Raw genomic sequence first — 17905 nt, forward strand, 5'->3', positions numbered from 1 at the left:
TCAGCCGGCGTCGGCGGTCGGGCGCGCGGTCCAGTATTCGGGGCGCGCACGGATGTAGGTCGGAATGACCGTGACGTCGGCGGTCGGCTCGAACATCAGCGCGGTTTCGTAGCCGACCATGCGCGCCTGCCCGCCATGGCCGACGCTGCCCGTGTAGAAGGCCTCGATGATGGCCAGCGCGGCGATGCGCAGTTCGGGGGCCGCGACGCCGAGCGTGCGTACGAAAGCGTCGAGCGGCTGCGTGCCCATGTCGATCGCGACGGCGAGCGCGCGCAGTCGCGCCGGAAATTCGCTGTCCTGAGCGACGAGACCGTCGTAGACGGATTGCACATAGCGTGACGGAAGCATCGAGCGGCGCGTCAGATAGGCCGCCACACCGGCAAAATCCCGCAGCGGCACGGCCTCCGGCGCAGCCGCCGCACGTGCGATCAGCACGCCGGCAGGCAGTGCGGCGGCGAGCGCCGCGCCGGCCGACAGCTTCACGAAGCGGCGACGCTGCGCGTCCGGGTCATCGGTCACGTCGAATTCGTTCATCGCATGCATCTCCTGTCAGTGAGCGGGGGCGGTGCGGATCTTCGCGACATCCGCCGCGCTCACGCGAGTCCGGCCATTGCCGAACCGGTCGCTCAGGTAGTTCACCAGGGTCACCACTTCGTCATCCTTGAGTTCGGTCTGGAACGCCGGCATGAAATAGTGCGTGGCGCCGTTGTTCACGCTCGCGCCGTGCATGACCACCTGCAGCAGGTTCGACGCGGTGGCGGTGCCGACCGCGCTGTTGGCGAACAGCGACGGGAAGAATCCGTCCGCGGTGCCGGCGCCCGTCATCCCGTGACAGCTCGCGCAATGATCGAGGTAGAGCGACGCGCCGACCGGCGCCGAGCCTCCCGTCGCGGTTGCGGCCGCGGCGCGTACCGCGACGTAGTCGTCGGTCTTGCGCCCCTGCGCGGAACGCGGTGCGGTGTCGGCGCCCTTCGCCGCCGGCACGGTCGATAGATATGCGGCGATTGCGTTCAGATCGCGGTCGCTCATGCGGCTGAAGCTGTGTTCGACCGCTTCCGCCATCGGGCCGGCCGCCTGCGCCCTGCCCGGCACGTTGCCGGTGCGCAGGTACTGGACGATCTGCGCGGTCGTCCACGTGCCGATGCCCGCGTCGCGGTCGCGCGTGATGTTGAACGCCTGCCAGCCCGCGAGCGGCGCGCCGGCGAGATAGCCGACGCCGGTTTCGTCGTAGGCCAGCTCCTGCATCCCGATGCCGCGCGGCGTATGACAGGTGCCGCAGTGCGCGGCGCCCTGCACCAGGTAGGCGCCGCGATTCCACTCGGCGTCCCGCCCGGGCTTCGGCACATACGCACCTTCGCGCAGATACAGCGCGTTCCAGATCTTCAGCGGCCAGCGCAGGGTCAGCGGCCACGGGAAATCCGGCCGGCGGTTCGGCTGGTGCACCGGTGCGACGCCGTGCATGAAATACGCGTACAGGTTCGCGATGTCGTCGTCGCTGAACTTCGTGTACGACGGATACGGCATCGCCGGATACAGGTTGCCGCCGTCGCGCCGAATCCCCTTGCGCAGCACGTTCGCGAAATCCTGCGCCGAGTAGTTGCCGATCCCGGTTTGCTTGTCCGGCGTGATGTTGGTCGAGTAGATGTCGCCCATCGGCAACGGCATCGCGAGGCCGCCCGCGAACGGCTGCCCGCCCGGCGCCGTATGGCACGCGACGCAGTCCGCCGCGACGGCCAGCGCCTTGCCCGCGGCGACGCGATCCGCGGCCTGCACGGCCGCCGATGCGGGGGCCGTCGCGATGAGGAAGAGCGCGACAAGCGCGGAAAGGCCGGGTAAGCGCATGGAAATCGTCCGTGAGGAATCCGGTGAACAAGGCGGTTTCGGAAAGCCTCGCGATGCGGCCCTCTATCTTCCGGAGGAATCGCTCGCATGGCGTGGCCGCACTATATCATCCTCTGTATCGATACACTAAATCGATACAGAATCACCATTCGGATAATAATCGGCGGATGCCGGATCAGCGTCGCTGGATGTCGGAAAACGGTCGAACGCCGTGCGGGCGCGGCGGCAACTTGCGCGTCATGTCGTCAACGTGCGCGCGCAAGCCGTGGCCGCGGGAACAGGTGGCCGACTACGCGTGACGGCATCGCGGCCGGACCGCATTCCCGACGGACGAACGCGTCACCGCCGCACCGGTCGCCCGGCGCGCTGCCGCCGCTTGCGCCGCGCCTGCTAAGTCAAAGCCACGTCCCGCCCTGCCGCTCGTTCGGCTCGGCGGCGAGGGCGTCGAAATCGTGAATCCAGTCCAGGTGATGCAGCACGCTGTCGCGCTCGCCGAGCCGCGCATTGCGTGCCTGCGCGGCCGGCCCGTCGGGCAGATGCAGCACGTCGGCGGCGGAAATCGATGCGTACTGCACCTTGCGCGTGCGGCCGCGCCGCAGCCGCTCGTAAGCCGCCTGCGCCTCGCGCCAGTTGCCGGGCCCCGCCTTCGCCAGTTGCGCGGCCAGCACCATCGCGTCCTCGATCGACTGATTCGCGCCCTGCCCGTGATGCGGCACCAGCGCATGCGCGGCGTCGCCGATCAGCGTCACGCGCCCGCGGCTCCAGCAGCCGAGCGGCGGCCGGTGGAACAGCCCCCAGCGCTGGCTGATCGGCACCGCGGTGATCATCTGCACCACCGCCGGATGCCAGTCCCCGAACAGTCGCAGTTGCTCGCCCTCCTCCGCCGGCATGACCCAGTCGCGCGACGGCCACGGCGACGGATGACGCTCGACCAGCAGGAAGTTCTGGTCGCCGTTGTCACCGATCGGGTAGTGCAGTAGGTGACCGTGCGGCCCGACCCAGAACTGAATGGTTTCGGGATCGGGCAGCAGGTCCATCCGCTCGGCCGGCACCACGCCGCGAAAGCCCGAGCAACCCGAATACAGCACGTCGTCGTAGCCGAGCATCCAGCGCCGCGTGATCGAACGCGCGCCGTCCGCGCCGATCGCGAGATCGGCGTCGACACGTTCGCCGTTGGCGAAGGTCAGCGTGACGTGGTCCGGATGCTGCGCGAGATCGACGAGCCGATGGCCGAGGTGAATCTGCTCGATCCCGACCGCCTTCGACAGGATCGCCTGCAGGTCTGCGCGGTGCACGCCCCAGTACGAGCCGCCGAATTGCCGGCGATAGTCGGGCTCGCCGCGATGATGGCCGATCACTGCACCGCTGCGTCCGTCGCGATAGACGAGGCCCGGGATCTCCGCGCACACCGCGTTGAAAGCCGGGCGCAATCCCATCCGTTCGTAGAAACGCGTCGCGTTGGCTGACAGCGCGACGGCCGCTCCCACCTCGCGCAACACATCGGTCTGCTCGTATAGCTGCGCGTCGATGCCCTCTTCGCGCAATGCAAGCGCCAGCGTCAGGCCACCGATTCCGGCGCCGACGATCGCGATCCTCAGTTTCGTCTGCATGATGAACGTGTCTCCGATATTCAAGTCATGAGGGGGCGAGGCCGCGGCGCGCGTGACCTGCCCGGCGCGCCTGTCGAATGCCGGCGCCGTATCGGTATTTTCAGCAGCGCCTCGTCATCCCACAATAAAATGCAGGGAATCTGCTTCATCACTGAACGGAATGACCGGAGGCCACGCCGAACCATGGAACTGAGCGAGATCGACCTCAATCTGTTGCTGCTGTTTCAGCGGCTGATGCAGGAGCGGCGCGTGTCGAGCGTCGCGGAGCAGATGAACATGAGCCAGCCGGGCGTCAGCAACGCGCTCGCGAAGCTGCGCCGCCGGCTCGGCGATCCGCTGTTCGTGCGCGGCCCGGGCGGCGTGGTCCCGACACCGTTCGCGCTGCGCCTGGCCGAACCGGTCGCGCACGCGCTGTCGACGCTGCATGCCGCGCTCAACCCCGAGACCGGCTTCGATCCGCTCCGCGCGTCGCGCACGATGACGATCGGGATGACCGATATCGGCGAGGTCGTGTTCCTGCCCGCGCTGCTCGAACACCTGTCGCGCGCGGCGCCGGGCATCGCGCTCAATACCGTGCGCAACACGAGCGTCAACCTCAGCGACGAGATGGCCGACGGCCGCGTCGATCTCGCGATCGGGCTGTTGCCGCAACTTCAGGGCGGGTTCTATCAGCGCCGGCTGTTCGATCAGCGCTACGTGTGCCTGTTCCGGCGCGGACATCCACTCGAAGACGCGCCGCTGACGGTCGACGCGTGGCGCGACGCCGAGCATCTGGTCGTGGTGTCGGCCGGCACCGGTCACGGGCAGGTGGACGAATGGCTGAAGCGGCGCCGCGTGAAACGCCGTGTGCGGCTGACGGTGCCGCATTTCATGAGCGTCGGCTACATCCTGCAGCGCACCGACCTGATCGCGACCGTGCCGGAACATCTTGCGCTGCAGCTCGCGGCGCCGTTTTCGCTGGGCTGGCGCGCGTTGCCGGTCACGCTGCCGGGCGCGCCGATTCATATGCTGTGGCATGCGCGCGTGAATCAGGACGAAGGCAACCGCTGGCTGCGGGAAGTCGTGGTCAGCCTGTTCGCGGAAGCCGGAACGCGCGGACGGAAGGCCGCGCCTGCGCGCAGGAAATAGTCGCGCGCGTCGCGAAATCCGGCGTGCGCGGTAGCATGTCGCTTCGACCGGCGCATGGCGAGCGCATCGCGCGCCCGCCGCCGCTTTCCTCACCCAATCCGCAGGGAATCAAGCCATGTCTGTCTCGAAGAAGATCGCCGCCGTCACGGGCGCCGGATCCGGCATCGGTCGCGCCGCGGCAATCGCACTCGCGAACGCCGGATATACCGTCGCACTGATCGGACGCAAGGAAGCGTCGCTGCGTGAGACGAAAGAAGCGATCGTCGCCGCCCACGGCGACGCGCATGTTTTTCCGGCCGACGTCACCGACGAAGCATCGGTCGAACACGCGTTCGCGCAAATCGCGCAGCAGTTCGGGCGGCTGGACGTCCTCTTCAACAATGCCGGCCGCAATGCACCGGCCGTCCCGCTCGACGAATACGATTTCGGCGTATGGAACGACGTCGTCGCGACGAACCTGACGGGCGTCTTTCTGTGCGCGCGGGCCGCGTGGCGCGTGATGAAGGCGCAAACGCCGCAGGGTGGCCGGATCATCAACAACGGCTCGATCTCCGCCTATACGCCGCGCCCGAACACGATCGCATACACGGCCACCAAGCATGCGGTGGCCGGCATCACCAAGTCGCTCGCGCTCGACGGCCGTGCGTACAACATCGCGTGCGGTCAGATCGACATCGGCAACGCGGCGACGTCGCTGACGGATCGCATGACGGAAGGCGTGCCGCAGGCCGATGGACGCATGGCGCCCGAGGCGCGGATGGACGTCGCGCATGTCGCGAATGCGGTCGTTCAGATGGCGAACCTTCCACTGGATACGAACATCCTGAACATGACGATCATGGCGACCACGATGCCGTTCGTGGGGCGCGGTTAACACGCGCCCCGCCCGTTTCAACGGTCGTGATAGATCGCGAGCCAGACGCTCGGCTCGTCGGGGTGCGTCCACGCGACGCGATGCCGGCAATGCGGTTCGATCAGCACGTAGTCGCCGGGGCGCATGTCGTGCAGCGTCGCGTCCGCTTCGAACTCGAGCACCGCGGCGCCCGACAACAGCACCACCCATTCGGCGCGCGAATCGTCATACCAGAACCCGTCGGGGCTCGTATGCCCCATCGACACGATCCGCTCGACGTTCAGGCGCGCGCCGGCGACGAGCACGTCGACCCGCTCGTCGTCGCCGCGCGTTCCTTCGACACTGAACAGATTGCCGGTTTGAAGTTGCATGGTTCGACCTCGAGTCGGCCTTCGGCGGAAGGCGAATGACGCCCACTGTAGCGCGAAGGCCGGCATCGCGGCGAACTTGTTTGACGGGCGCCGGCAACGCCTGGTGTACGTCATGAAGTCTTGCGGCCGCATGTCGTGACCCGCGTCATGCCGGCGGATGAAAGGCGACGACCTTGTTCCGGCCGGTCGCTTTCGCGTAATACAACGCCTCGTCGGCGGCCTTGATCACGGCGTCGGCCTCGGCATCGTGCTCGGGCGTCCAGCTCGCCAGGCCGATACTGGCCGTGACGTGCCCGTGTTCGCTGCCGGCGTGTTCGAGCGGCAGCCCGTCGATCGCCGCGCGAATCCGCTCGGCAATCTGGGCGGCGCCCGGCTCGGATGTGTCGGGGAGCAGCACGACGAATTCCTCTCCGCCGTAGCGGGCCGCGGTATCGGCCGGCCGTCGGATGTTGTCGCCGATGCAGCGTGCGACCGCGGCCAGCGCGTCGTCGCCCGCCTGATGGCCGTAGGTATCGTTATAGGCCTTGAAGCGATCGACATCGACGAACAGCAACGAGAAAACCGATCGTGCCCGCCGCGCGCGACGCCATTCGCGATCCAGCACTTCCGCGAAGCTGCGGCGATTGTTCAGGCCGGTGAGACCGTCGGTGCGGGCCAGCAGCACGAGTTCCGACTCGGCGCGCATCCGGTGCCGCAGTTGCGTGCCGAGCATGAAGGACACCGCGATGAACGCGGCGCCGAAGGTCGCCACCAGCGCGCCGATCGTCACGGCCCGGTGCCGCCATGCCGCATAGATATCCTGCTCCGCTTCCGCGACCATGATGATCAGCGGCAGCTTCGGCAAGTGCCTGAAGTAGTAGAGACGACGCACGCCGTCGAGCACCGAGGTTTCGGAGAACACGCCCTCGCGCGCGACCTGGAACCGCTTGAACGTCGCGGCCTGGCTGATGTTGCGACCGATGGTGCGGACGTCGTACGGCTGACGCATCACCATCACGCCGTCGTTGCCGATCAACGAGATCGATCCATGTTGTCCGAGCGACAGGCCGGCAAACAGGTGATGGAAATACTCGAGGTTGACCGCGATGAGCACGATGCCGGCAAACGAGCCGTCGGGGTTCGAGATCCGCCGCGTGAGCCCGATGCTGGGCGAACCACCCCGCAGGCGGGACGTGAACGGGTCGCTGACATAGAGCCCGACATCCGGATTGTCGCGGTGGACGGTGAAGTACTTGCGATCGGCGAAATTGCCGTGGCGCGGAACGTCGTTGGCCGAATCGAGGACGATGTTGCCGCCGGCGTCGAGCACCAGCATCGAGCCGAGAAACTGTGCCGTCATCGCGTTATCGAACAGCACCGCGCGCCGCAGGCCCGCAGGCGCCGCCATCACGTCGTGACGTTGAAGCCCGGCGATGACCGCCTGCAGCGACAGGTCGTAGAGTTCGAAATTGCGTTCGATGTCGCGCTCGGCGATCAGTCCCAGATTGCGGGAAGTTTCGCTCGCCCGCTCGAGCGCGTCGTTGCGGCTCTGGAACAATTGCAGCACGCACAGACCCATGAGCGCGCAGGCGATCACGATACCGATCACGACGATCGTCTGGGGAGCCGCCGACCTGAAATGCATGTGTCTCCTCGATGATCACGCTCGTGCGCGGCGCACGACGCGATTACTTCATACTAAATAACGCGCGGTGGCATATCAAGCGGGGGATCCACCGGTCACGGCGCGCCAAAGGCATGCGATGGCGGGCGTTGCCCAACCGGCTCTCACACGTCCGGGTCCGGAATCCTCGCCGACTGGATCACGACCAGCGTATCGCCCGCCTCGATCCGGCACGGCGGATCCTCGTAGAACGAATGGATCTTCCCGCAGCGATCGAGCCCGACGACGATCGCGCCCGGCACGACGTTCGTCATGCAGCCGATCTCGTGCGGCAATGCCTCGCGCTCCAGCAGCGTCGCCCGCCCGCGCGTCGACAGCATGTCGTTCACGAACGGCACGATGTAGCGGCTATGCACCGCGTCCGCGAGCAGCAGCGCGCCGATCTTCGTCGACGACACGATGACGTCCGCGCCCGCCTGGCGCAGTTGCCGCTGATACAGGTTCTCCTGGATCCGCACGACGATCTTCGTCTCCGGCGCGATGCTGCGCACCGACAGCGTCAGCAGGATCGCGGTCGGGTCGTCGGTCACCGAGATGATCACGGCCTTCGCCGCGCGCACCTGCGCCTGCTGCAGCAGATCCTCCTGCGCGGGATCGCCGAGCAGCCCGGTCACGCCGAGCGACGTCGCGGCCTCGAGCGCCTGTTGCTGCGCATCGATCACGATGATCGTCGACGGATCGACGCCGCTTTCGAGCAGCTCGCGCACGGCGATCGATCCCGACAGGCCGTAGCCACATACGACGATGTGATCGGACAGTTGCTTCTGCAGGCGTTTCATGCGGAATTCCTCGATGACGCGCTGGATCACGAACTGATAGGCCGTGCCCAGAAAGATGAACCAGATGCCGATGCGGATCGGCACGATGAAGAACGCGTCGATCAGACGCGCGCGCGCGGTGACCGGCACGATGTCGCCGTAGCCGACCGTCGCGACCGTGACCATCGTGAAGTACACGAGGTCCGCGACGTTCATCGGCGTGCTCTTGGTCGAATCGCGCAGGCCGTCGCGATCGAGATACAGCACGAGAAACGCGAGCATGCACAGCACCACGACCGCGCCGAGACGAAACAGCAACGTACGCCGCGGCGACGTCGCCGGACGCGTGAACAGCGTGCGCGCACGCGGCGCCCGCCATGGGTCGCGCGCGCGACGCAGGCGTGAGCGCAGCGAGCGGCGCTTGTCGGTGGGCGTTGCCAACGGGAAATCTCCTGAAGATTGCGGGCTCGATTCTACGACGGGAACACGCGGGCGCATCCGCTACAGCATGCTGCGCGGCCGGACCATCGTCCCGTCGGCAAAACGCCGTGCACGAAACGCCGACAGGTCGAGCGACGGCTCGCCCGCATCGACCCATTCGGCCAGCAGCCGCCCGACGATCGGCCCCATCGCGAAGCCGTGCCCGCAGAAGCCGGTCGCGATCGCGAGCCCGGACGGCGTACCGGGCGCGTCGATCACCGGAATCCCGTCGGGCAGCACGTCGATCAGGCCGGCCCAGGCCTCGACGATCTGCGCGTCCTTCAGCGCGGGAAAGATCGTCTTCAACTTCGCGAGCGCGCGCGGCGCATGCGCGCGATTCGGCTGCGGCTGCGGATCGCGCGGCTCGATCGGGCCGGCGCCACCGCCGATGCGCGCGCAGGCATCGCGCCACGCCGCCGCATTCAGATGCAGCCGGAACTTCTCGCGCTGCGACCAGAACTCCGGCCAGAACAGGCTCAAGCCGCGCAGATGGCCGAGCGTCAGGTCGACGTCGACCTGCATGTCGTCGGCAAGGTTGATCGTGCCGTTCCTGCGTTGCCGAATGCCGAGGCCGTGGCCCCAGATCGTCGATGCGGACACGTCGGGCAGCACGTTGGTGCGCATGCAGGTGCCGCGCACGGCCTGTTGCGGCAGCCGGATGCCAACGCCGTCGAGCAGCCGGAAGCTGGTCGCGCCGGCCGCGCAGATCACGCGCCGGGTGCGAATCGTGCCGCGCTCGGTCACGACGCCGACGACCGCGCCGCCGGCCGTCTCGATCGCCGTCACGCCGCAGCCTTCGAAGAAACGCGCGCCGGCTTCGGTCGCGCGCGCCGCGAATGCGGCGGCCACGCGGCGCGGCTCGGCCTGCCCGTCGGTCGCCGTATACAGCCCGCCGAGCGTGCGCGCTTGCGTCGCCAGGCCAGTCACGCGCGCGTCGATTTCCGCGCGTGTCAGCGTGCGCGTGTCGAGCCCGTATTCGCGTGCGACGGCGAGCCATGCCTGGAACGATGTCCAGTCGTCTTCGTTGTCCGCCATATAGAGGCAACCGCCCTGGCGCCATTCGAGATCGAAGCCGAGCGCCTGCTCGAGCCCTTCCCAGATCCGCATGCCGGCCATCATCAGCGGCACTTCGGCGGACTCGCGGCCCTGCTGCCGCACGAAGCCCCAGGCACGCGTCGATTGCTGGCCGGCGATGCGCGACTTGTCGAGCACGACGGCCTTCAGGCCGCGCAGGCCGAGGTAATAGGCGGCCGCGCAGCCCATGATGCCGGCGCCGGCGATCACGATGTCGGCTTCGGCCGGAAACGCCGTATCGGCGTGCGTCAATGCGTCGTGCAGCGGATAGGTTGTCGTCATTGTTCTCTGTTGGCGTCGATACGTCGGGCGCATCCATCGACGTTCGCGATGGCGTGCACCGGATCAGGCGGTCGGGTTCCGGACAAGGCTGGCGAATGTGCGGGACGCTCGATGAACGGTCCGGCATCGGCCCTGCCGCCGGTCGTTTTTGCTCATCGGCCGTCCCCATTTTTTCGCCTTGACGGCGCTATGTTACCGCGCGATAAACTGTACATCCATACAGTATCGCTGCAGTAAAAATGATCCTCCCCCCATTCGATCCCCCGAAGCTGAACGACCTCACCGAATGGTGGACGAAGTGCACCTACGCCGACGTACAGCGCCTGATACTCGAAGTGCAGCACCTTCGCCTGACGCTGTGGGAACTGAAAGCGCACGTCGCGGATGCGTCGCGCCGGATCCGCGTGCTCGATCCGGCCATGCTCGCGCATGGCTCCGCGCTGCGGCGGCTCGGCTATCTGCTCGACAAGGAGATCGAACGCGCGAATCCGATCGGCCGCACGCGCGACGTGTATGCGCCGTTTTCGGATGAGTGGCGCGCCCGCGAAGCGCTGCGCTGTGCATTGCGTGCACGGCCCGAGCCCGCGGAAGCCGGCACGCTCCCGCGCGCGATTCCGGAATTTCAGCGCGTCACCTGGGCGGAGCTTCGCGATCGCTGGCGTCACCTGAGCGACAAGCAATCGACCCGCCAGAACATCGAGCAGCGCATGGTGCTCGAGATCGCGCGCCAGCGATCCGTGGTCCTCGCGCGCGCGAGGAAACTCGTCGATGCCGCGATAGCCGAAGCGGCGGCGGAAGGCAAACAGCTGTTCGCGCTCGATCAACTCAAGCGGCTGCTGTCGGTCGAGCGGGAGGATGGCGAACCGTTCACGTACATGCCGGCGTAGGTCGACTGCATTCGGCCGCCATCGATCGATGGTCGCGCCGGCGCGTGCGCGATCTATCGGTTCGCACTTCTCAACAGATGGAACATGGGGGAGCGCCGTGCAATCGACGATCCTGCGGTGCTTCGCCAATGCCACCCACGCCGCGCATTCGGAACGTCCGTCGTGTTTTTCGCCGTGAATGAGCGTGCCCGCCCTGCACGGGCGAACGACGCGCTACGCGTAGCGGCTCAGCCACTCCTCGGAGAACTTCTTCGCATAGGCGACGGCATCCGCTTCGGTATCGAATTCGCCCAGCTTGCGGAATGCCGCCTCGCGGCTGAAACCCAGCTTCGTGACCTCGACCTGGGCGGCGTACTTGCCGTCCTCCGTCACGCGCGGTTCGCAGTTCATCTCGTACCCGCGCATCACAAATTTCTTCTGCATCGCTTCAACACTATTTTGAGACGGCGAAATCGTAGCATGGGCCCGCGCCGCATTCACCCCCGCTCCCGAAACGGGGCAGCATCGGTTTCATTAGAGTAAACCGTCAAACGATCCGCGTATAAGATGCGCTGCGTCGAGCCCGACGCACGACGTCCTGTAAAAATTTGTCGCGCTCAGGATGGCACGATGTCGCGATTCCAATCACGAACGTGCCCTGCTCTGGTGCATTTCGTTGGCAGCGCGATGCGATTCCGTACTGCCGGACGAGGAATCCTGTCCCGGCCCCTCGCGATCCGCGCCTGAAGGTTGCGAACGGGCCAGCAGCGCGCGGCACACGCCACCGGATCGCGCGTAACGTCGTGACACACCTTTCACAGAAACGCACCTTTTGCGCCATGGAATGGCAGTCGTTTTGCGGTAAAGTTATCTTTTCCGCGCGTGGCCGGTCGGCTCGCCCCCTGGACGTCGTCAAGACTGTCCGCCGAGACTGCCGCAAGGCGTCGTTCTGAACGTCACGATCCGTTCCCGTAGCATGACCACTGAAGCAATCACCACGGATTCCCTCGCGGTTGCCGAGCGCGTGCGCGAGTTGATGACTCGCAACGGCATCGGCAAGCGCCAGCAAACCACCGAGCTGTGCCGCATCCTCGACCTGAGCTTTTCGCAAGGTCACCGCAAACTGCGCGGCAGCAGCCCCTGGACGCTCGCGCAGATCAAGAAAGTCGCCGAAGCGTACGGCGAGCCCGCCGCTCAACTGTTCGGCGCGCAGACGCTCGACCCCGGCATGGTCGGCGCCTATTCGCAGGAAGCCGTCCTGTACGCCGGTGTCGCCGAAATTCCTTGCACCGCCTGGATCGGCGCGCCGCTCGAAGCCGGCGCGCGCCCCGAGTTCGTCGCGTACGAACAGAACGGCCGCTGGCGCGTGCTGCGCCACACGGGCGTGCTGTACCAGAACGCGTACGACGTGCACAAGATCGAGATCTATCCGCGCCGCGCGGAGAGCGACAAGCTCGTCGTCGCGGTGATCGATCCCGATCGCGTCAGCGCGACCGAGCTGTGCCGCTATCTCGAGCGGCAAGGTTTCGCGACGGCCGCGTTCGACGGCCTCGCGCCGTTCGTCGACGCGCTGCAGGGCCAGGCGTTCGATGCGGTCGTCACCGAATGGCTGTTCGACGACAGCACGGCCGCCACCGCGATCAAGGCGGTGCGCACGTCCGACAATCCGGGCGCGCCCATCTTCGTGCTGACGGGCGACCTGCTCACGGGCCGCGCGAGCGAAGCGGACATCAGCGAAGTGATCCGCGCATTCGACGTCGTCTGCTACGAAAAACCCGCACGCATGGCGATCCTCAGCGCCGATCTCGCGAAGCGGCTCGCACGCGGGTAATTCCCGCACGCACGCCCCCTCTTTCGCATGGCGGGCGCCCGCGCGGCGCGGCGGCCGTGAACAGGTTCCTCAGTACAATAGCCGGACCCTGTTCACGACCGGCCTCAGCCGCCCGACCTCATGGCCCGCCTCATTCCCGACGACTGGAAAAGCCTCGCCGCCACCGGTGCGGCCGAACGCGAGCGCGAGACGCTTGCCGCCCTCGAACACGCGCTGCCGGACAGCTACACCGTCTATCACGGCGTGCACTGGACGCGTGCCGACCAGGGCTTCTCGGTGTTCGGCGAAGCGGCGTTCGTCGTCGTGAGCCCGGCCGGCCGCGTGCTGCTGATCGAGCAGAAGGCCGGCTTCCTGCGCGAAACGCCGAAGGGGCTCGTGAAGGTCTACCTGCAGAAGGAGCGCAACGTCCCGATCCAGCTTGCGCGCACGCAGGAGACGCTGCACAGGCGCCTGACCGCCGCGCTCGGCGCGGGCGTCTATGGCGTCGAGGCGCTGCTGTACTGCCCCGACTACTCGATCCGCGAGACGGCGATCGCCGGCGTCGCGGCCGACCGCATCGTCGACGCATCGCGCAAGGCGCAGCTCGCGCAGGCGATCCTGCAGATCCTGCCCGAGCACGACGAACCGTTGCCGAACGCCGCGAAGCTGCATCATTTCCTCGCGGACGAGCTGGCGCTCACGCCCGACACGAGCGCGCTCGTCGGGCAGGCCGGCACGCTCGTCACGCGGCTGTCGGGCGGGCTCGCCGCATGGGCGCGCCAGCTCGAGTTCACGCCGTTCCGCTTGCGCGTGACGGGCACCGCGGGTTCGGGCAAGACGCAGCTCGCCGTGCAGGCGATGCGCGACGCGGTCGCGGCCGGCAAGCGCGTGCTTTACGTATGCTTCAACCGGCCGCTCGCCGACTACATCGCGCGCATCGCGCCGCCCGGCGCGACGATCGCGAATTACCATCAGCTGTGCGACTGGGTGGCCCGCGACGGCGGCTATACGCCCGACTTCGACGCGCCCGGCGCGTTCGAGCGGCTCGAGGCGCGCTTCGCGGAAGCGCCGGTGCCGGAACGCTGGCGCTTCGATGTGCTGATCGTCGACGAGGGACAGGATTTCCACGCGCCGTGGGCGGCGGCGCTGGAGCGCCTGCTGGCGCCGAACGGCGCATGGTGGTGGCTGGAAGACCCGCTTCAGAACCTTTATCTGCGCGAGCCCGTCGCGCTGCCCGGCTGGGTCACGCTGAAGGCGCTGACGAACTACCGCAGCCCGCGCGACCTGCTCGAATTCGTGCGCGACGTGGTCGGCCGCGTCGAGCCGCTCGCGGCCGAACTGCGCTCGGGCAGCCCGTTCGACGGTTCCGATCCGTCGGTGTCGTCATACGGGGAAGACGGCGCGGCGGGCGACGCGCTCGCCGACACGTGCATCGACGCGACCAAGCGCGCGATCACGCACGCGCTGTCGCTCGGCTTCCGCAAGCAGGACATCGCGGTGCTGTCGTATCGCGGCCGCGAAAGCTCGGTGCTCGCGCGGCTCGACCAGCTCGGCCCGCATCGGGTCAAGCGCTTCACGGGCAAGTACGACCTGTTCGGCAACCCTGAATATCGCGAAGGCGACGTGCTGCTCGATTCGATCTATCGCTTCAAGGGGCAGTCCGCGCCGTGCGTGATCCTCACCGAGATCGACTTCGACACGCTCGATGCGCGCGCGGCCCGCAAGCTGTTCGTCGGCGCGACACGCGCGACGATGAAGTTGCTGCTCGTCGCGTCGGCGCGCTCGGCCGCGCAGCTCACAAGTAGCTGACGCGGCGGTCAGCGGGCGGCGGGTGCACGTGGAACCGGCCGCCCCGCCAGCGCGTCACGCGACGCGAAACGCCCCCACCGCCCGGCGCAAGCCGTCGGCCTGCTCCTCGAGCGAAGCGGCGGCGGCCGCCGCCTGCTCGACCAGCGCCGCGTTCTGCTGCGACACCTGATCCATCTGCGACACCGCGCGATTCACCTGCTCGATCCCGTCGCGCTGCTCGTTCGACGCGGCCGCGATCTCGGTCATGATGCCCGTCACGCGGCCGATCGCCTGCTGGATGTCCTGCATCGTCGCGCCGGCCACGCCGACCAGCCGCGACCCCGTCGCGACACGCTCGACCGACTCGCCGATCAGCGTGCGGATCTCCTTCGCGGCCGACGCCGAGCGCTGCGCGAGCGTGCGCACCTCGCCCGCCACCACGGCGAAGCCGCGGCCCTGCTCGCCCGCGCGCGCGGCTTCGACCGCCGCATTCAGCGCAAGGATGTTGGTCTGGAACGCGATGCCCTCGATCGTGCCGATGATGTCGGCCACCTTCTGCGAGCTCTGGTCGATCTCGTTCATCGTGCCGATCACTTCGCCGACAACCGTCGCGCCGCGCGTCGCGATCTCGCTCGCGTTGTCCGCGCACGCCTGCGCCTCGACCGCATGATCGGCGTTCTGCTTCACGGTCGCCGTCAGCTGTTCCATGCTCGCGGCCGTCTCCTGCAGCGCGGACGCCTGCTCCTCGGTGCGCTGCGACAGGTCGGTGTTACCGGCCGCGATCTGGTGCGTCGCGGTCGAGATCGCTTCGGAGCCCTGGGTGACCTGACGCACCGTATCGGCGAGGCTGCGCTGCATGCCCGTCACGCCCTTGACCAGCTCGGCCATCTCGTCGCGCGACGACCAGCGCACTTCCGACGTCAGGTCGCCGTCCGACAGGCGGCGGAAATGCGACAGCAGACGGTTCACCGGTTGCGTGATCGCGAAATGCAGGCCGATCGCGCAGCCGAGGCACGCGGCAAGACCGAACGCAATGCCGGCGATCGCGCCCGCGCGCATCCAGCCGTAATAGGTCTGCGCGGTGTCGTAGACGTCCTTGCCGCGCGCGGCCTGGTACGCGTCGAGCGCATCGGTCGCTTGCGTGAGCGCGACCGACAGCGGCGGCGCGACCGTCATCAGCAGCCGGTCGGCATCGTCGCGATGGCCCGCGCGGACCGCGTCGATCATCGGCTTCAACGCCTGTCCGATCAGCGCCTGGCGCGCGGTGTCGAGCCGCGTCGCGAGCGGGCCTTCGTCGCCGTCGTGCGGCATCGTCGCGTAGGTGCGCCACGCGGCGTCGGCCTTCGCGAGATAGTTCTCGGCCTTGCTGACAAGATCGGGCACTTCGGGCGCCTCGGGATGCAGCAGCGCGCGGTCGAGCGTGGTGCGCACGATCGTGAGGTTCAGGTTCGCGGCGGACAGCGCGGTCTTCGCGGCCAGTTCGCGCGTATAGGCTTCATCGAGCGCGCGGTTCGAGCGCTGCATGCCGGTCAGGCCGATCAGGCCCGATACGACGAGCAGCGCGGCGACGAGGCCGAGCGTGGAAAAAATCCGCGTACGGATCGAGAAGCGGGAAAACAGGGCGTTCAGGTTCATGACGGGACGTGAGCGGTAAAGAGTGCCGCGGCAATCGGTCCGCGGCACTCTGGATTACGGTTTGCCTGCAAAAAACTTGAGCCCTGCCTTTTGCCGGGCTGATCGCGATCAATTTTCCGGTCGGCAATCTTCTGTTACCGATGCAACAAATCAAGGCTCGGCAGAAATTGACCAGGCAATAACTTGCCTCTATATTCCGGTCAATTCCCTGCCACGGCAGATATCTCGATGAGAACCGATACCCTCCTTGCCCCACCGGCCGCCGAAGCGGCCCGCCGCGACGCACCGACCGGGCTGATCGTGGCCGCGCTGTTGCTCGTCATGCTACTGTCCGCGCTCGACCAGACGATCGTGTCGACCGCGCTGCCAACCATCGTTGGCGAGCTCGGCGGCCTCGACCAGTTGTCGTGGGTCGTCACCGCGTACCTGCTGTCGTCGACGGTCGTGCTGCCGCTATACGGCAAGCTCGGCGACCTGTATGGTCGCAAGATCGTGCTGCAGGCCGCAATCGTGCTGTTTCTCGCCGGTTCCGCGCTGTGCGGCATGGCGCAGGACATGACGCAACTGATCGTGCTGCGCGCGCTGCAAGGGCTCGGCGGCGGCGGGCTGATGGTCGTCACGATGGCCGCGATCGGCGACCTCGTGCCGCCCGACCGCCGGGCGCGCTATCAGGGGATGTTCGGCGGCGTGTACGGCCTCGCGACCATCATCGGGCCGCTGCTCGGCGGCTTCCTGGTCGAACACCTGTCGTGGCGCTGGATCTTCACGATCAACCTGCCGCTCGGTCTCGTCGCCCTCGCGGTGATCGGCATCGCGTTCCGGCCGCACACGGCGCACGTGAAGCACCGGATCGACTACATGGGCGCCGCGTTCCTCGCGACGGCCCTCACCTGCGTGATCCTGTTCACGAGCGAAGGCGGTTCGCTGCTGCCGTGGTCGTCGCCGCAGCTGTGGATGACGCTGGTGCTCGGCATCGTCGCGGTCGGCGGCTTCATCTACGAGGAACGGCTCGCGGCCGAGCCGATCATGCCGCTCGAACTGTTCCGCCAGCGCACCTTCGTGCTGATGAGCCTGATCGGCTTCGTCGTCGGCATCGCGCTGTTCGGTTCGGTCACGTTCATTCCGCTCTATCTGCAGGTCGTGAAGGGCTCGACGCCGTCGCAGGCCGGCATGCAACTGCTGCCGATGATGGGCGGGATGCTCGCGATGTCGGTCGCGAGCGGCCGGCTGATCTCGCGGCTCGGCACGTATCGGCCGTTCCCGATCGCGGGGACGCTGATCGGCGGCATCGCGATGGCGCTGTTGTCGACGCTGTCGCTCGACACGTCGCTGCACACGATGTACGCGTACATGGCGCTGCTCGGGATCGGGCTCGGCATGGTGATGCCGGTGCTCACGCTCGCGGTGCAGAACACCGTCGAATTCCGGCACATGGGGGTCGCGACGTCGGGCGCGACGCTGTTCCGCTCGATCGGCGGCTCGCTCGGCGTCGCCGCATTCGGCGCGCTGTTCTCGCACGGGCTGCAGTCGCGGATCGCGCAGGCACTGCCGGCCGGCACGGAGCTGCCGCCCGCCCTCGGTCCGGCGGCCGTGCACCAGTTGCCGGATGCGGTGCGCGACGCGTACCTGCATGCGTTCGCCGGGTCGCTGCACGTGGTGTACCTCTCGGCCGCGGGCGTGATTGCGATCGCCTTCGTGCTCGCGTGGTTCGTCGAGAGCGCGCCGCTGCGCAAGCATCACTGACC

15 protein-coding genes are annotated in these 17905 nt (G+C 67.5%); 6 read left to right on the forward strand and 9 right to left on the reverse strand.

Annotated features, from left to right (window positions below):
- The 3 genes from ACV22V_RS08440 to ACV22V_RS08450 all read right to left on the reverse strand — a co-directional run bounded on the left by ACV22V_RS08440 (position 1) and on the right by ACV22V_RS08450 (position 3452).
- A complete protein-coding gene (locus tag ACV22V_RS08440; protein ID WP_448013538.1) occupies positions 1-534 on the reverse strand; it encodes a sugar dehydrogenase complex small subunit in 534 nt (177 codons plus the stop codon).
- A gap of 15 nt (positions 535-549) precedes the next feature.
- Positions 550-1842 carry a c-type cytochrome gene (locus ACV22V_RS08445; protein ID WP_448013539.1) on the reverse strand — a complete coding sequence of 431 codons (1293 nt, stop codon included), beginning with the start codon at positions 1840-1842 and terminating at the stop codon, positions 550-552.
- A gap of 395 nt (positions 1843-2237) precedes the next feature.
- On the reverse strand, positions 2238-3452 hold the full coding sequence (locus ACV22V_RS08450) for an FAD-dependent monooxygenase (RefSeq protein ID WP_448013540.1): 1215 nt from the start codon (positions 3450-3452) through the stop codon (positions 2238-2240).
- Between the two features lie 183 nt (positions 3453-3635).
- Between ACV22V_RS08450 and ACV22V_RS08455 the strand changes: the two genes are divergently transcribed.
- Both ACV22V_RS08455 and ACV22V_RS08460 read left to right on the forward strand, forming a co-directional pair.
- Positions 3636-4580 (forward strand): LysR family transcriptional regulator, encoded by a 945-nt coding sequence (locus ACV22V_RS08455; RefSeq protein WP_059533971.1) that lies wholly within the window; start codon positions 3636-3638, stop codon positions 4578-4580.
- Between the two features lie 115 nt (positions 4581-4695).
- Complete coding sequence (locus tag ACV22V_RS08460; protein WP_059533973.1) at positions 4696-5454, forward strand: SDR family oxidoreductase; 759 nt, start codon at positions 4696-4698, stop codon at positions 5452-5454.
- Positions 5455-5471: 17 nt separating this feature from the next.
- Here the strand turns inward: ACV22V_RS08460 and ACV22V_RS08465 are convergent, their stop codons facing one another.
- The 4 genes from ACV22V_RS08465 to ACV22V_RS08480 form a co-directional block, all read right to left on the reverse strand.
- A complete protein-coding gene (locus ACV22V_RS08465) occupies positions 5472-5804 on the reverse strand; it encodes a cupin domain-containing protein (RefSeq protein ID WP_059533975.1) in 333 nt (110 codons plus the stop codon).
- A 145-nt stretch (positions 5805-5949) separates the two neighbouring features.
- Positions 5950-7428, reverse strand: coding sequence for a sensor domain-containing diguanylate cyclase (locus ACV22V_RS08470; RefSeq protein ID WP_448013541.1), 1479 nt, complete (start codon positions 7426-7428; stop codon positions 5950-5952).
- Positions 7429-7571: 143 nt separating this feature from the next.
- Complete coding sequence (locus ACV22V_RS08475) at positions 7572-8666, reverse strand: potassium channel family protein (protein ID WP_448013542.1); 1095 nt, start codon at positions 8664-8666, stop codon at positions 7572-7574.
- Between the two features lie 60 nt (positions 8667-8726).
- Positions 8727-10061: an NAD(P)/FAD-dependent oxidoreductase gene (locus tag ACV22V_RS08480; protein ID WP_448013543.1), complete on the reverse strand. Its 1335-nt coding sequence runs from the start codon at positions 10059-10061 to the stop codon at positions 8727-8729.
- Positions 10062-10300: 239 nt separating this feature from the next.
- Here ACV22V_RS08480 and ACV22V_RS08485 point away from each other — a divergent pair, with 239 nt between their 5' ends.
- Entirely contained in the window at positions 10301-10948 is a 648-nt protein-coding gene (locus tag ACV22V_RS08485) for a hypothetical protein (RefSeq protein WP_059533981.1), read from the forward strand.
- 213 nt (positions 10949-11161) lie between these two features.
- Here the strand turns inward: ACV22V_RS08485 and ACV22V_RS08490 are convergent, their stop codons facing one another.
- Entirely contained in the window at positions 11162-11371 is a 210-nt protein-coding gene (locus ACV22V_RS08490) for a hypothetical protein (protein WP_059464641.1), read from the reverse strand.
- 532 nt (positions 11372-11903) lie between these two features.
- On the opposite strand from ACV22V_RS08490, the gene ACV22V_RS08495 reads away from it, so the two are divergent.
- Together ACV22V_RS08495 and ACV22V_RS08500 are read left to right on the forward strand one after the other, a co-directional pair.
- A complete protein-coding gene (locus ACV22V_RS08495; protein WP_059464640.1) occupies positions 11904-12758 on the forward strand; it encodes a helix-turn-helix domain-containing protein in 855 nt (284 codons plus the stop codon).
- A 120-nt stretch (positions 12759-12878) separates the two neighbouring features.
- On the forward strand, positions 12879-14546 hold the full coding sequence (locus ACV22V_RS08500) for an ATP-binding domain-containing protein (protein ID WP_448013544.1): 1668 nt from the start codon (positions 12879-12881) through the stop codon (positions 14544-14546).
- Positions 14547-14600: 54 nt separating this feature from the next.
- On the opposite strand, the gene ACV22V_RS08505 is transcribed toward ACV22V_RS08500, so the two are convergent.
- Positions 14601-16160: a methyl-accepting chemotaxis protein gene (locus ACV22V_RS08505; protein WP_223964751.1), complete on the reverse strand. Its 1560-nt coding sequence runs from the start codon at positions 16158-16160 to the stop codon at positions 14601-14603.
- Positions 16161-16388: 228 nt separating this feature from the next.
- Here ACV22V_RS08505 and ACV22V_RS08510 point away from each other — a divergent pair, with 228 nt between their 5' ends.
- Positions 16389-17903, forward strand: coding sequence for an MDR family MFS transporter (locus ACV22V_RS08510; protein WP_448013545.1), 1515 nt, complete (start codon positions 16389-16391; stop codon positions 17901-17903).
- Positions 17904-17905 lie beyond the last annotated feature (2 nt).

The sequence above is a fragment of the Burkholderia sp. AW33-5 genome, from assembly GCF_053427615.1.